Origin of the sequence: Vibrio sp. 10N.286.51.C3 (assembly GCF_003050065.1) — a bacterium.
Lineage (GTDB): Bacteria > Pseudomonadota > Gammaproteobacteria > Enterobacterales > Vibrionaceae > Vibrio > Vibrio crassostreae.
In genome coordinates, this window is record NZ_PIGC01000004.1 from 175,169 (window position 1) to 190,168 (window position 15,000).

Genomic DNA, 15,000 nt, shown 5'->3' on the forward strand with positions numbered 1-15,000 from the left:
ATTGTTAATTATAGTGCTAACCCAAAGCCTAATCGGCGTTAAGGTTAGGCTGAATTGCTGCTGTATAGAGTAGCTGAAGTGAGTTCAATTACAACTCATCAAAAGCATTAATTGCTTCCGATAATTTTTTCACACCATGGATCTGCATTCCAGGAATGCCACCTTTAGGCATGTTTGCTGCCGGTACGATTGCTTTCTTAAAGCCGTGTTTAAATGCTTCATTTAAACGCTCTTGTCCGCTCGGTACAGGTCGAATCTCACCCGCTAGACCTACTTCTCCAAATACCACCACATCTTTTGGCAATGCGCGGTCTCTGAAACTTGAAAGTAGAGCCATCACCAACGCAAGATCAGCACTGGTTTCGGTTACTTTAACACCACCAACGACATTCACAAACACATCTTGGTCAGCCATTTGTAAGCCGCCGTGTTTATGCAGCACCGCTAATAATAATGAAAGCCTGTTTTGCTCAAGGCCTACAGCAACACGACGCGGATTTGCCAGCTGGGAATAATCCACCAGCGCTTGGATTTCAACAAGCAATGGACGAGTGCCTTCCCACACAACCATCACCGAACTACCCGAGGTTTCTTCTTCACCACGAGACAAGAAGATTGCGGATGGGTTACTGACTTCTTTTAGTCCTTGGCCTGTCATGGCAAATACGCCAAGCTCATTGACCGCACCAAAACGGTTTTTGTGGCTGCGCAGTGTTCTAAAGCGGCTATCTGTTCCGCCATCCAATAGAACAGAACAGTCAATAATGTGCTCAAGCACTTTTGGCCCGGCTAAGGTGCCGTCTTTAGTTACGTGTCCCACCAAGAACACCGCAACATTATTTTGTTTTGCGTAGCGCGTTAATGCGGTTGCCGATTCACGAACCTGAGCAACACTGCCCGGTGAAGACTGAACATCAGCAACGTGCATAACTTGGATGGAGTCGATAACCATGATCTTTGGCTGTTCTTTTTCAGCAACCTGACAGATCTTATCTACGTTGGTTTCAGAGAGCATCTTTAGGTGCTCTTTTGGTAATCCAAGTCGAGAGGCACGCATTGCAACCTGCTGTAAGGATTCTTCACCTGTTACATAAAGAGTCGGCAGTTGAGAAGAGAGCTGACACATGGTCTGCAATAATAGTGTTGATTTACCCGCGCCTGGGTTACCACCAATCAGGATCGCAGCTCCAGGGACAACACCACCACCGAGTACGCGGTCGAGCTCTTTGAAGCCACTACTAAAGCGTGGCACTTCTTGTAGATTAATTTCAGATAATGTCTGAACGCTCGATTCTGTTACTGCACCTGCATAACCAGATAATCTTTCATTGCGCGCTACTTGAGGTGAAGCGGCTAACCTAACTTCTGTTATCGTGTTCCAAGCACCACATGCGTTGCACTGCCCCTGCCAACGTGGAAAGTCAGCACCACAGTCATTACACACATAAGCTCGTTTTGCCTTAGCCATAAAACCTCAATAATTTACTCAGTTACACAATGATGTTGTCAATTTGTGACTTATTTGACCGTACGGGTGAAAATAAACGTTGCAGTCATACCACTTATACTTAAAGATCGATTTAAACTAGTCGATAACATAAATGCACCGTCCATTCTAACAAGAAAAGTATGCAGCAATCTGAAATTCTATCTGTAGCAGAACGTCTTATCCCGGCCTACCACGCCGAAGATTTCGAATTCCTTCTTTCTCAAATGACAGAAGGCGAATCTCCGTCTCTAAAACTGCTGGTTAAAATGGAACTGAATCGTATCATGGCTCCGTGTACAAAGAGCATTGATTTACGTGGGCGCATTGATAATGAATGTCGTCAGTTCACGTTAGACGGCCGTAAACACTGGCTCGATGACATCGCTTTAAACGCGTATCAACGTGGCACTAAAAAGTTTAAAGGTTACACAGAAGGCGCATGGGAGTTAGTAATGACTCCGCGAACTCAACCAATGAGCGTTGTTAAAACATCTTCTCAAGGTAACCACGACATTACTAGCGCCAATAGCCCGTACGAAGCTGAAGCGATTAATCTAGGTTACGACTTAAAGCGTCAAGAGAACAGACTCAAGATTAGCTCACAGGTTGAGATCACCACATCGAAAGGGCAAAGCCTACATGGTGTAACGGTTGATATTTCTCCGTCGGGCGCAAAGTTCAAGGTGCCAAGCGCCTTTCGATACAACCTCGGTGAGATCATCAGCGTTAAATTCTCAGAGCTTATCGAAAAGTCCCAAGAAAACGATGTTAACCAAGCTGTTGAATTTCGTGTTTTGGGTATCGACGAGTCTTATGAGAACAACGCGGTCAAATTTCTAAGAACCATCAAGGTAAGCGACAACAATGTTGTGGCTCGCTTACTCGATGAGTCTTTAAATAGCATCAGTAAGAAAACCAGCCATGAGAACCAAGATAGGATCATTCGAACTCGTACGCGAGGAATCGAACACACCTATCTAAAGCATACTTGTAACCTTCCGCTGTTCTTCAGCGGCAGTGAACTAAAGCTTGCCCTACTGACGGATAACAACCATCCGTTGTGGCAATACTGGCACGACGAGCGAAATCAACAAGCGCTGGGCACCCTGTTCAACGAGCAACGTATGAACCTGCTGGCGAAACCAGGAGTGAAGGGAACCAGTAACGTTATCTACTCTTTTACCCATGAACACCAAAACAAGACCTTGTTCTATTCAATGATGCTACCTGAAGCCTCTCGCGAACAAAGACAACTGTTTTGGCACATTGGCGGTAAACGTAAAAGTTGGAAGGCGTTCAAGTTCTCAGTTTTCGAACTTTCAGACACCGAGCAACAAGCGTTAGCCAAACACTCGGATACTCTGGCTCAAAGCTCAGCGCAACTGACGCATTGCGGTATCTTGCAAGAAATTGGCGATCACGAAAGTGCGGCTGATTATCTGTTAAGTGAAAAGCCACGTATTCCAAGCAGTGAACTGAACCGCTTTCGTCACCCACGCACTGTGGTTGGGAATATTCAAAGTATCTACTTTGATTCTCAGACTCGCCGTAAAGAACCGAGATACCAATTTAAATCACCGTTACAACTTACGTCACAAGATGGCGCTGCGGCAAGCGGACACACTTTAGATATCTCGAAGCGTGGACTGAGCATTAACCTTGAACACCCAATGGTCCTCAAGATTAATGATCCGGTATTGGTGAACTTCAATGAACTGCAGCTCTATGACAAGAACCTGCCATTGAGCACCGTGCCTTACCATGTGATCCGAGTGAGCCCGAATGGCCGCAACGTACAGCTGGTTATTGCTGAGAACGCGAAGACGATGCGTACTATCGCTTTCCTAAATGGGCTTATCGATCAGAACCAAAGCAAGCTGATTAAAAAGAAAGAGATACTGCCAACCAACTCGTTGCTCGAATCGTTACACAATATATTGCTTAGCAAGATGGTCAGTAACCCTATCTTCATTGATAAGCCAAGCTCAACATTGCGCTGTAAGATCATAGGCGTGAACTTCCCATTGAATAAGCACCTAACGTTGCTCGCTAAACTTGGACACAACCAAAAGTTCTCTCTAGAGCCGATCTTTAAAGGCCACACTAACTCGCTACTGGCCGAGCCACTGAAAAGAATCGAAGGCGCTGAGCCCAAACACCATGACGTGTATATTGCTGCGGTAAAGTTTGGTGACAAGATCCAATCGGTGCATACCAAGTTGGTGAAAGATTTCACCTCAGCAAAAGAGCGCATCTTATTCATCAAGAAGGCGCAGCACTTGGGTAATGTGTATGTATTGCGAGTCACCACGGCACCTATCTTTAACCCGCTAACAAGTTTATTCCAATCGGATTTAGAAGAGCTTTCACGCATCAGCATGCATCAAGCTAAGAAACTAGAGAACGAGATCACCGCTTTTATCGGCTATGGTGAGATTGAAGACATCACAGATGAAGTGTTGATTCGATTAGAGCTTACTCGTTAGGTTAATCTCCATTGACTGGATTGGAAAATAGAAAAAGCAGGCTCATCGCCTGCTTTTTTTGTATCTGATCTCGACTATAACTTCCGGCAAATACAACTTCCCAATCAAGCCTTAAGGTTTTGCCTGCCAGCTGATTTTTTGCTGCTTAGCTAATACACCCGACAAGATACAAAGCACACCGCCTAAACCTGCGTAACGAACAGCGGTTTGAGCTTGCTGCTCTACTTTTGGTTTCGCGTGGTAGGCAATGCCTAAACCTGCAGAGCCCATCATCACCAAGTCATTGGCACCATCACCAACGGCAACGGTATTGTGTAGTTCCAATTCGTACTCTTCAGCCAACTCTACCAAAATATCGGCTTTGGTTTGCGCCGAAACCACGTCACCCAACACTTCCCCCGTCAATTTACCCTTAACGATTTCTAGAGTATTCGACTGAGCATGGTCAAGATCCAAGGTATCTTTCAGGTAGTCAGAGAAGTAAGTAAAACCGCCTGATGCAATCGCCGTTTTCCAGCCAAGCTTATTAAGCGTGTTCACAAGCCCAACCAGATCTGGCATGAATGGCAAAGATTGGCGCACTTGCTCTAATATCGACTCATCCGCACCTTTCAGTGCTCCTACTCTTTGGCGTAAGCTCTGTTCAAAGTCGAGCTCACCTTGCATTGCTCGTTCGGTGATTTCAGAGACTAACTCTCCCACTCCAGCCAGTTTGGCAATCTCATCGATACATTCAATTTGAATCGCTGTGGAATCCATATCCATCACAATCAAACCTGGCTTAGATAAGTCTGGGACCTCGCTAAGGCAAGCATAATCAAGCTTTAGCGCTTGGAGGATTTCTTCATGTGCTGGTGTTAGGTTGCCTGACATCAAAGCCACTTCATAATGCCCAACTTTCCACGTATCGAGGATGGTGTTGTAAGTGCCAGTGAAAAAGTCGATGTCATCGAAAAATTGTGGAGATAGGTACTCACCAAACACAATCCAATTAGCTTTGGATTTAGCGAGTTGAGAAGCGAAACGAGTCTCGGGGAGTCGAGTTAATAATGTCGTATGCCTTTTTATCGGCAGATATTTCTGAGCGTCCATGTGTATGATTCCTAATTAACTATGCTAAACGTTAACCTATTGCAATTTGAAAACGCAAGTCTCAATATGTCTTAATCATAACATTTGTTTATTTCAGGCTTCGTGAAACATGAATGAATCATTGTTCTCAATACGTAACGCTTTACGAATGCTAGCCCTTATTTTGTTGGCTACCATGTTCGTTGTAACGATTAAAAATACGGTCGTGATCAGTAAAGGTAACGAGAAGATCCAAGCGAAACAGTTGGAAACCCTTACCAAGCTGCTTATCTCTCAGGCATCACTTTCGGCCAGCAAGATGATCACGCAACAAGACCAAGAGCGATTACTTGATCTTACTAATCAGCTGTCTCAAGACCGACTGGTGTTCGATACCACCATCTATGATGCAGAGGGTATCCGACTGGCTTCGAGTGAAAAAGCGCTCTCGGTGCGCGAGGTTCTTGGCTTAGATACGCCACTTTCAACAGCAAGTATTGGCAGACAACAATTAGTTGAACCTATTTATTCACCGGAGAAAACGATCATCGGCTTTATTCGAGTGACCTTCGAAACCGGTAAGATGACAGCAATTTCTGATCACCATTATCGAAAAAGTGATCGCTATATGATCGGTATGGTGTTGATGGGGTTTGTGAGTGGTGTGCTGTTCATTATGCTGATTCGCAGAAGGCCAACCAAGTCTGGTGAGAACTTACTGTTGAAGAATGTAAGCTCATAAACATCGCGTTTAACTTATCCAATAAAAAGCCCCGACGCTCAGGCAGCAACGGGGCTTTTTGTTATCTGTTCACTTATCAAGCTAAGACAAATCAAGATTATTCTTGGTCACCAAGCAACACAGAGTCTAGTGCGATAACCATCATGTCGTTGAAAGTCGTTTGACGTTCATCTGATGTAGTTTGCTCACCAGTCTTGATGTGGTCAGAAACAGTACAAATCGTTAGCGCTTTCGCACCGTATTCAGCACATACGCCATAGATGCCAGCCGCTTCCATCTCTACGCCAACAATGCCATATTTGTCCATCACTTCGAACATTTCTGGATCTGGCGTGTAGAACAACTCAGCCGAGAACAGGTTGCCAACTTTTACATCAACACCACGTACTTTTGCTGCATCTTCTGCCGCACGTACCATTTTGTAGTCTGCGATAGCTGCGAAGTCGTGACCTTTAAAGCGAATACGGTTCACTTTTGAGTCAGTACATGCGCCCATGCCAATAACCACATCACGCACTTTGATATCTTCGCTCACTGCACCACAACTACCAACTCGAATGATCTTTTTCACACCAAAATCTTTGATTAGCTCAGTCGCGTAAATAGAACAAGATGGAATGCCCATACCATGTCCCATAACCGAAACCTTACGACCTTTGTAAGTACCGGTGTAACCAAACATGTTGCGAACGTCGCACACTTGAACCACTTCTTCTAAGAAGGTTTCAGCGATGTATTTAGCACGTAGCGGGTCGCCTGGCATTAAAACTACGTCAGCGAAATCACCCATTTCAGCATTAATATGTGGAGTAGCCATTGAAAATATCCTTAATCTCAAAACAAAAAAGAAGAGAGAGGTTTCCCTCTCTCTTAGTTAACTATTATAGGAAGCTTGTACCGTGTCCCATTGGCGATGTGCCAAAGTATGACGCTAAGCTTTGGCCGATATCAGCGAACGTATCGCGACGACCTAGAGAACCCGCTGGAACCTTCTGACCGTAAACAATCACAGGGATGTGCTCACGAGTATGGTCTGTGCCTGGCCATGTCGGATCACAACCGTGGTCTGCCGTTAGGATAAGTACATCATCTTCTTTCATCATATCGATGATTTCATTGATGCGACCATCGAAGTACTCAAGTGCCGCTGCGTAACCAGCAACATCACGGCGGTGGCCGTAAGCTGAGTCGAAGTCAACGAAGTTAGTAAACACAATCGTGTTATCGCCCGCTTCATTGATCGCTTCTTTAGTCGCTTCAAATAGCGCAGGGATACCTGTTGCTTTAGTTTTCTGAGTGATACCACAGCCTGCGTAGATATCAGAGATTTTACCGATTGAGTGAACGTTACCGCCCTTCTCATCAGCAAGTTTCTGCAGGATAGTTGCTGCAGGTGGCTCAACAGAAAGATCACGACGGTTACCTGTACGCTCAAATTGACCTTTACCCGGGCCAACGAACGGACGCGCGATAACACGACCAATGTTGTAGTCTTCTAGCTCTTCACGAGCAATCTGACAAAGGTCTAATAGGTTTTGTAGGCCGAATGTCTCTTCGTGACAAGCGATCTGGAAAACAGAGTCCGCAGAAGTGTAGAAGATTGGCAGGCCAGTCTTCATGTGTTCTTCACCTAAGTTATCTAGGATTTCAGTGCCTGATGAGTGGCAGTTACCCAAGAAACCAGACAAACCTGCACGCTCAAGGATGCGGTCAGTCAGCTCTTTTGGAAAGCTGTTCTCTTTGTCGGTGAAATAGCCCCAGTCAAACAATACTGGTACACCAGCGATTTCCCAGTGACCTGATGGCGTGTCTTTACCAGAAGACAGTTCAGCAGCGTGACCGTAAGCGCCGATGATTTCAGCGTCTGCATCCATACCAGGAGCAAAACGACCTGTAGACTCTTTATGAGCCATTGCTAAGCCTAGCTTAGACAGGTTTGGTAGCGTCAGAGGACCTTTACGATCTGCATTGTCGGCAAGACCTTGGTCACAATGATCTGCGATGTGACCCATAGTGTCAGAACCTACATCACCGAATTTATCTGCATCCGCTGTTTCACCGATACCGAATGAATCTAAAACTAAAATAAATGCTCTTTTCATTTTCTTCACCAACTTATTGCTCTTTGCACCAGAACTCTGTTTATCGGCATACACGAGGTATGCCGATACCTGTTATTTACACGTCTTCAGAACGAATCTGACGGTAAACGTCTGGCGTTGCTGTATATTCTCCGCCCACAGTGATTGCATTTTGTAATGCTGTTGCAGCTTCTTGCCACTGTTGTTCGTTGCGAGCATGAATCATTGCTAATGGTTTATCTTCACTTGCTACTTCACCAAGACGAATGAAGTGATCAAAACCGACTGCGTAATCAATGCTGTCAGTTGCTACGCGGCGACCACCGCCCATACCAACTACAGCCATACCAATTGCACGAGTATCCATTGCTGATACTACACCGCTTTCTAGCGCGTACACTGGCTTAACAATTTCTGCTTTTTCTAGGTAGTTATCGTAGTTCGCTACGAAATCTGCTGGGCCACCAAGGCCCGCTACCATCTTACCAAAGCACTCTGCTGCTTTACCGTTATCCAGTACTGCCATCAGTTTTTCGCGCGCTTCGTCTGAATCTTTTGCAAGGTTACCCAACACCAGCATTTCAGCACACGATGCCATCGTAATTTCTAGCAAACGTGGGTTTCGGTATTCACCCGTTAAGAATTGAACCGCTTCACGAACCTCTACTGCGTTACCCGCTGAAGAAGCTAGAACTTGGTTCATGTCCGTTAGAATTGCTGTTGTTTTAGTACCTGCACCGTTTGCTACTGCAACGATAGATTTCGCTAGCTCTTCTGACGCTTCGTAAGTCGGCATGAAAGCGCCTGAACCTACTTTTACATCCATCACTAGAGAATCAAGGCCAGCGGCCAGTTTCTTAGATAGGATTGAAGCCGTAATTAGCGAGATGTTATCTACGGTTGCTGTGATATCACGAGTTGCGTAAACACGCTTGTCAGCAGGAGCTAGATCGCCTGTTTGACCGATGATAGCCACGCCAGCATCTTTCGTTACTTCACCGAACACTTCGTTGGTTGGTGTAATGTTGTAACCCGGGATAGATTCTAGCTTGTCTAGCGTACCGCCAGTGTGGCCTAAACCACGACCAGAGATCATTGGAACGAAACCACCACATGCTGCCACCATAGGGCCAAGCATCAGAGAAGTTACGTCACCAACACCACCAGTAGAGTGTTTATCAACGATTGGGCCATCAAAGTTCATGTGGCTCCAGTCAATCACCATACCTGAATCACGCATTGCACAAGTTAGTGCGATACGTTCTGGCATTGTCATTTCATTAAAAAAGATAGCCATTGCAAATGCTGCAATTTGGCCTTCAGAAACCGTGTTCTTAGCTACGCCTTGAATGAAGAAGTTAATTTCTTCTGTGGTCAGTACTTCGTTATCACGTTTTCTGCGAATAATTTCTTGAGGTAGATACATTAGTGCCTCCCAAACTCTAGTGAGTATGGTTTGTAGGGAAAGAGGTAATATGGAGTGACTTAACGTCACTCCATCAAACAGACTTGTTATTTTCAATACTCTAAATATTTGGCGTTACAGCTAGGCGACCAGTGAGTTCATTCCTATGAGCATAGAGGCCCTATGTGATTAGGACGGCCGGCGAACCGGTGAACTTACGCAGTCAACAACGCTGCGGCGTCAAATATGACGAGTAAATTAGTATGCTGCTGGATCAGCAGTTTGGTCTGTCACTTCTAATGTATTAAGAAGGTTAGTCAGTAGGCTTGAAGCACCAAAACGGTAGTGCATGTTGTCTGCCCACTCAGCGCCTAGTAGCTCATCAGCCATTGCTAGGTAAGCTTGAGCATCTTCAGCTGTACGAACGCCACCAGCTGGTTTGAAACCAACTGTTTTAGCAACGCCCATGTCACGAATAACTTCAAGCATCATGCGCGCGTATTCTGGAGTCGCGTTTACTGGCACTTTACCTGTTGAAGTTTTGATGAAGTCTGCACCAGCTTCGATACAGATTTGAGAAGCTTTCTTGATCAGTGCTTCTTCTTTCAGTTCACCTGTTTCGATGATCACTTTAAGCGTAATGTCACCACAAGCTGCTTTACACTGTTTAACTAGCTCAAAGCCAACTTCTTCGTTGCCAGCAATAAGAGCACGGTATGGGAATACTACGTCAACTTCGTCTGCGCCGTACGCTACCGCTGCTTTTGTTTCTGCAACAGCAATTTCGATGTCGTCATTACCATGAGGGAAGTTAGTTACAGTCGCAATGCGTACTTCTGGAGTACCTTGCTCACGCAACGCTTTCTTAGCTGCTGGGATAAAGCGAGGGTAAATACAGATTGCAGCGGTGTTGCCTACTGCAGTCTTCGCGTCATGACAAAGCGCCACTACTTTCTCAGTAGTATCGTCATCATTTAGCGTAGTTAGGTCCATAAGTTTAAGTGCACGTAGAGCTGCTGCTTTTAAATCGCTCATTTCTATCTCCGATCAATATATTCAAATAGTTAACTACTTCGCCATCCATCCAGTATAGATGGATATTTTAGTAATGCTCAGTAGTCACAAATGAACGGACTTGGTTCCTTGAAGACTTGATAACTTTCGCTACCAATTGCAATCCTTGTCACCGCACAGTACCAGTTTGGTCTATGGCACAACAAATCAGTCATGTTGTGTCTAACATCTATAGCGTATCGCTAAGTTTGGCTTAATCCCAGAAGAATAACCTTTGGATGAATCCAAGCGGTCACTTTCTTGCCAAAAGAGACATCCTATCCCTTAAGCTTATACATTATAGGTATCCATCAATAAATTGTAGTGCTCCTTAGAACGCAAACGGTTTGTATCTCAAAAAAACATTCTAGACCCATTATTGAATCCCAGCATCGCTCGTGCTCATACTAAAAATCACTAGGCCTAAAAACAAAAAAGCCCCGCAGCAATTTCTTGCTACGGGGCGATATTATTATGGCGTCTATATATCTAAATCTACTTGATTAGAAAGATAGGAAGAAGCCAGCAATTGTTGCTGCCATCAGGTTAGATAGAGTACCAGCAATAACCGCTTTAACACCCATACGAGCGATGTCGTGACGACGAGCTGGTGCAATACCACCTAGACCACCAAGAAGAATCGCAATTGAAGAAAGGTTTGCGAAACCACATAGTGCGAATGCGATGATAGCTTGAGTCTTCTCAGACATCACTTGACCAGTTGCTGCAACAACTTGAGCATTTTCACCAACGTATGGTACGAAGTTTAGGTATGCAACGAATTCGTTAACAACTGTCTTCTGACCAATGAAAGAACCAGCGATAGTTGCTTCTTCCCATGGAACACCAATGATGAATGCTAGCGGTGCGAAGATCCAACCTAGAAGAAGTTCTAGAGTTAGGTTTTCCATACCGAACCAACCACCGATGCCACCTAGGATACCGTTGATTAGAGCAATTAGACCGATGAATGCTAGTAGCATTGCACCAACGTTAAGAGCTAGTTGTAGACCAACTGATGCGCCACCTGCTGCTGCGTCGATAACGTTAGCTGGTTTGTCATCGCCACCGTCCATTTCGTCAGCGATGTTGTCGTCTGGCGTATCTGTTTCAGGCTTGATGATTTTAGCGAATAGTAGACCACCAGGTGCTGCCATGAATGACGCTGCAACTAGGTACTCTAGAGGTACACCCATAGATGCGTAACCTGCTAGTACACCACCAGCTACAGAAGCCAAACCACCACACATTACTGCGAATAGTTCAGAGTTAGTCATTTTAGGAACAAATGGACGAACAACTAGAGGTGCTTCTGTTTGACCAACGAAGATGTTTGCTGCTGCAGACATAGACTCGGCGCGAGAAGTACCTAGAGCTTTCTGAAGACCACCACCTAGAACTTTGATTACAATTTGCATTACACCAATGTAGTAAAGTACAGAGATAAGTGCAGAGAAGAAAATCAGAGTTGGTAGTACTTGGAAAGCAAAGATGAAACCGATACCGTCAACTGAGAAGTTAACTAGGCTGCCGAATAGGAAACCAGTACCGTCTTTACCGTAGTCGATCACGTTTGCTACACCAGCAGAGAAACCTGCAAGTAGATCACGACCCCAAGGGATGTAAAGTACGAATGCACCAAGTGCGAATTGGATAGCGAAAGCGCCACCCACTGTTCTTAGATTAATAGCTTTGCGGTTGTCAGATAGTAGTACTGCGATTGCAATCAGTGCAACCATTCCGACGAGGCTCATAAACAGGCTCATAGTTTATGACTTCCTTATTAGTTATTTATTGGCGTGTTACAAAATGGGGCTATAAAGCGGAGGCAATTATACTCATGCGACCACTAATAAAGTAATGCCATCCTCACACTTTCGTACAAGATTCATGTACCATTCACACACAAATGTGAGCTAAATCACAAGCTCAATGCAATTTACGCAAACGATAAACAAAAACCCTCGATTTTATTCACATATACCGAATGCGCGATGGCTATTTTGCCATATTTGCGCTGCAACCGATTGCTTTGTCTCATTTCTAAGCAAAATAAGTTCATTTAATATCGTAACTAAATATTTGGAATGATTAACATTTCCTTGGTTTCCGTACACCGGCATGTCCGGAGCATCCGTTTCCAATACCAAGCATTCAAGGGGCAATTTTGCGATAGTTGTGCGTGTTTTTTGCGCTCTTGGGTAAGTTATCGTTCCACCGACGCCAATATAGAAACCGAGCTTGATCCACGCTAAAGCTTGCTGTTCACTCCCTGAAAAACCGTGAATCACCCCACCAAAAGTAAAATTATGCTGCTTTATTAACTCGATCAGTCGGTTGTAAGACTTCCGTTCATGGATGATTAAAGGCAACTCAAAGGTCTTAGCTAGCTCCATTTGCTGGACAAAAAAACGCTCTTGTTTTTCCCTTTCGACGCCCACAAAGAAGTCGAGTCCGCACTCACCTATCGCGACACATTGGCTGTTTTTTGAAGAGAGTAATTGGCGAAGTTCTTCAAATTGCACCTCATCCGCTTGCTCTAAAAAGTAAGGATGGAAGCCTAGCGCGTAATAAACATTCGGGTAGGATTGCGCAATTTTTTCAAGCTTACGCCAGTTATTTTGGCCTATAGAAGGGATGAGTATTTTCTCAACTTGGGCTTGTTTCGCTTCTTCAAGGTAGCGATCAATACTTTGATCAAGTGTAGTTCCCTGATCAATTACAATATGTTGCTCAAACGCCTCAAAATCCGCATGGCAATGAGTATCAAACAGCGGAAAGTCACTTATTTGCTGTGTCATATTTTCCATTCTCTGCTTTCTGGCCTTGAAGGTCACGACGATAAGGTACACAGCTACGCTTATTTTCAGGCGTTAAGCCAAGCTCTTCACACCACTTATCGTATTTCTTAATCCAAGTTTTTATCCAACCCAACATACTTGCCTTTAACCTCAGCTTTTGAACCTTAAATAAAACGCATTAAAAAACGCCTATTGCAGAACAATAGACGTTTTTGTTTAACTCGAATAGAGCGCGGAGTAATTAGTGCTCGCGCGTCGCTCGGAATTGAACTTCAGGGAAACGTTCAGAAGCTAGATTCAAGTTCACCATAGTTGGTGCGATGTAAGACAGGTTGTCACCGCCATCTAGCGCAAGGTTAGATTGGTTCTTACGTTTGAATTCTTCTAGTTTCTTAGCGTCATCACATTCAACCCAACGAGCTGTTGCAACGTTAACACCTTCGTAGATAGCTTCTACGTTGTATTCCGCTTTCAAGCGCGCTACAACCACGTCGAACTGAAGTACACCAACTGCACCAACGATCAGGTCGTTGTTCTGCATAGGACGGAATACTTGTACTGCGCCCTCTTCTGAAAGCTGAACTAAGCCTTTTAGAAGCTGCTTCTGCTTCAGTGGATCACGTAGGCGAATACGACGGAATAGCTCAGGTGCGAAGTTAGGAATACCAGCGAACTTAAGGCTCTCACCTTGAGTGAAGGTATCACCAATCTGGATTGTGCCGTGGTTATGCAGACCGATAATATCGCCCGCGTATGCTTTTTCAGCACGTGCACGGTCACCCGCCATGAAGGTTACCGCATCAGAGATACTTACGTTCTTGCCAGTACGAACATGGTTCATCTTCATGCCTTGGTTGTAAGTACCTGATACGATACGCATGAATGCGATACGGTCGCGGTGTTTAGGGTCCATGTTTGCTTGGATCTTAAAGACGAAACCAGAGAACTTCTCTTCTGTCGCTTCAACATCACGCTCGTTCGCTTGACGCGTTTGAGGAGCAGGTGCCCATTTCGTTAGACCATCAAGCATGTGGTCAACACCGAAGTTACCTAATGCGGTACCGAAGTAAACCGGCGTTAGTTCACCAGCAAGGAACAGTTCGTGGTCAAACTCAGGGCAAGCACCGATAACAAGCTCTAGCTCTTCACGTACGCTTTCCGCAAGATCAGAGCCTACCGCTTCATCTAGCTCTGGGTTATCTAGACCTTTGATGATGCGAACTTCTTGGATCTCATGACCATGGCCTGATTCATATAAGATCGTTTCATCACGGTGAATGTGGTAAACACCTTTAAACTCTTTACCACAACCAATTGGCCATGAGATAGGAGCACAAGCCATACCTAGCTCGCTCTCAACTTCATCAAGCACTTCCATTGGGTCACGAACGTCACGGTCAAGTTTGTTCATAAACGTTACGATTGGCGTATCACGTAGACGTGTTACTTCCATTAGTTTACGAGTACGATCCTCGACACCTTTCGCAGCATCGATAACCATCAAACAAGAGTCAACCGCTGTTAGCGTACGGTACGTATCTTCCGAGAAATCTTCGTGTCCTGGAGTATCTAATAGGTTTACTAGGCAATCATTGTATGGGAATTGCATTACCGACGTAGTTACCGAGATACCACGTTCTTTTTCCATCTCCATCCAGTCAGATTTAGCGTGCTGGTTAGAGCCACGGCCTTTTACGGTACCCGCTTTTTGAATCGCGTTTCCGAATAAAAGAACTTTTTCAGTAATCGTGGTTTTACCCGCATCCGGGTGAGAGATAATCGCAAACGTTCTACGTTTGCTCACTTCTTGTTGGAAAGACATAGTCGCCCTTTGCTGATCTAAAGCGTAAAAAGGGCAAGTAGATAATACTT

12 protein-coding genes are annotated in these 15,000 nt (G+C 44.9%); 2 read left to right on the forward strand and 10 right to left on the reverse strand.

The window, feature by feature from the left end; all coding sequences use genetic code 11:
* Nucleotides 1–88: 88 nt before the first annotated feature.
* Entirely contained in the window at nucleotides 89–1,468 is a 1,380-nt protein-coding gene (gene radA / locus CWO27_RS05890) for a DNA repair protein RadA (RefSeq protein ID WP_017058826.1), read from the reverse strand.
* Between the two features lie 161 nt (nucleotides 1,469–1,629).
* Between radA and CWO27_RS05895 the strand changes: the two genes are divergently transcribed.
* Nucleotides 1,630–3,975 carry a PilZ domain-containing protein gene (locus CWO27_RS05895; RefSeq protein WP_102433375.1) on the forward strand — a complete coding sequence of 782 codons (2,346 nt, stop codon included), beginning with the start codon at nucleotides 1,630–1,632 and terminating at the stop codon, nucleotides 3,973–3,975.
* Nucleotides 3,976–4,086: 111 nt separating this feature from the next.
* On the opposite strand, the gene serB is transcribed toward CWO27_RS05895, so the two are convergent.
* Nucleotides 4,087–5,067: a phosphoserine phosphatase gene (gene serB / locus CWO27_RS05900; protein WP_102433376.1), complete on the reverse strand. Its 981-nt coding sequence runs from the start codon at nucleotides 5,065–5,067 to the stop codon at nucleotides 4,087–4,089.
* A gap of 109 nt (nucleotides 5,068–5,176) precedes the next feature.
* Here serB and CWO27_RS05905 point away from each other — a divergent pair, with 109 nt between their 5' ends.
* Nucleotides 5,177–5,788: a YtjB family periplasmic protein gene (locus CWO27_RS05905; RefSeq protein ID WP_076655999.1), complete on the forward strand. Its 612-nt coding sequence runs from the start codon at nucleotides 5,177–5,179 to the stop codon at nucleotides 5,786–5,788.
* A gap of 97 nt (nucleotides 5,789–5,885) precedes the next feature.
* On the opposite strand, the gene deoD is transcribed toward CWO27_RS05905, so the two are convergent.
* The 8 genes from deoD to prfC all read right to left on the reverse strand — a co-directional run bounded on the left by deoD (nucleotide 5,886) and on the right by prfC (nucleotide 14,950).
* Nucleotides 5,886–6,605 (reverse strand): purine-nucleoside phosphorylase, encoded by a 720-nt coding sequence (deoD, locus tag CWO27_RS05910; protein WP_102433377.1) that lies wholly within the window; start codon nucleotides 6,603–6,605, stop codon nucleotides 5,886–5,888.
* A 64-nt stretch (nucleotides 6,606–6,669) separates the two neighbouring features.
* On the reverse strand, nucleotides 6,670–7,890 hold the full coding sequence (locus CWO27_RS05915) for a phosphopentomutase (protein WP_048658145.1): 1,221 nt from the start codon (nucleotides 7,888–7,890) through the stop codon (nucleotides 6,670–6,672).
* A gap of 76 nt (nucleotides 7,891–7,966) precedes the next feature.
* Nucleotides 7,967–9,295: a thymidine phosphorylase gene (deoA, locus tag CWO27_RS05920; RefSeq protein WP_102433378.1), complete on the reverse strand. Its 1,329-nt coding sequence runs from the start codon at nucleotides 9,293–9,295 to the stop codon at nucleotides 7,967–7,969.
* A 237-nt stretch (nucleotides 9,296–9,532) separates the two neighbouring features.
* On the reverse strand, nucleotides 9,533–10,309 hold the full coding sequence (gene deoC, locus CWO27_RS05925) for a deoxyribose-phosphate aldolase (RefSeq protein WP_102433379.1): 777 nt from the start codon (nucleotides 10,307–10,309) through the stop codon (nucleotides 9,533–9,535).
* A gap of 521 nt (nucleotides 10,310–10,830) precedes the next feature.
* Entirely contained in the window at nucleotides 10,831–12,093 is a 1,263-nt protein-coding gene (locus tag CWO27_RS05930; protein ID WP_060982613.1) for a NupC/NupG family nucleoside CNT transporter, read from the reverse strand.
* A 204-nt stretch (nucleotides 12,094–12,297) separates the two neighbouring features.
* Complete coding sequence (locus CWO27_RS05935; protein ID WP_102479082.1) at nucleotides 12,298–13,128, reverse strand: TatD family hydrolase; 831 nt, start codon at nucleotides 13,126–13,128, stop codon at nucleotides 12,298–12,300.
* The gene (locus CWO27_RS23540; protein ID WP_157933150.1) at nucleotides 13,109–13,264 is read right to left on the reverse strand and encodes a DUF5363 family protein; all 156 of its coding nucleotides are present in this window, start codon (nucleotides 13,262–13,264) and stop codon (nucleotides 13,109–13,111) included. Before CWO27_RS23540 ends, CWO27_RS05935 begins: the two co-directional genes overlap by 20 nt.
* A gap of 105 nt (nucleotides 13,265–13,369) precedes the next feature.
* Nucleotides 13,370–14,950 carry a peptide chain release factor 3 gene (gene prfC / locus CWO27_RS05940; protein WP_048658149.1) on the reverse strand — a complete coding sequence of 527 codons (1,581 nt, stop codon included), beginning with the start codon at nucleotides 14,948–14,950 and terminating at the stop codon, nucleotides 13,370–13,372.
* Nucleotides 14,951–15,000 lie beyond the last annotated feature (50 nt).

Bases quoted from the DNA above. Each gene is read 5' to 3' on its own strand.
- radA (WP_017058826.1), bottom strand. From the start codon at position 1,468: ATGGCTAAGGCAAAACGAGCTTATGTGTGTAATGACTGTGGTGCTGAC.
- CWO27_RS05895 (WP_102433375.1), top strand. From the start codon at position 1,630: ATGCAGCAATCTGAAATTCTATCTGTAGCAGAACGTCTTATCCCGGCC.
- serB (WP_102433376.1), bottom strand. From the start codon at position 5,067: ATGGACGCTCAGAAATATCTGCCGATAAAAAGGCATACGACATTATTA.
- CWO27_RS05905 (WP_076655999.1), top strand. From the start codon at position 5,177: ATGAATGAATCATTGTTCTCAATACGTAACGCTTTACGAATGCTAGCC.
- deoD (WP_102433377.1), bottom strand. From the start codon at position 6,605: ATGGCTACTCCACATATTAATGCTGAAATGGGTGATTTCGCTGACGTA.
- CWO27_RS05915 (WP_048658145.1), bottom strand. From the start codon at position 7,890: ATGAAAAGAGCATTTATTTTAGTTTTAGATTCATTCGGTATCGGTGAA.
- deoA (WP_102433378.1), bottom strand. From the start codon at position 9,295: ATGTATCTACCTCAAGAAATTATTCGCAGAAAACGTGATAACGAAGTA.
- deoC (WP_102433379.1), bottom strand. From the start codon at position 10,309: ATGAGCGATTTAAAAGCAGCAGCTCTACGTGCACTTAAACTTATGGAC.
- CWO27_RS05930 (WP_060982613.1), bottom strand. From the start codon at position 12,093: ATGAGCCTGTTTATGAGCCTCGTCGGAATGGTTGCACTGATTGCAATC.
- CWO27_RS05935 (WP_102479082.1), bottom strand. From the start codon at position 13,128: ATGACACAGCAAATAAGTGACTTTCCGCTGTTTGATACTCATTGCCAT.
- CWO27_RS23540 (WP_157933150.1), bottom strand. From the start codon at position 13,264: ATGTTGGGTTGGATAAAAACTTGGATTAAGAAATACGATAAGTGGTGT.
- prfC (WP_048658149.1), bottom strand. From the start codon at position 14,950: ATGTCTTTCCAACAAGAAGTGAGCAAACGTAGAACGTTTGCGATTATC.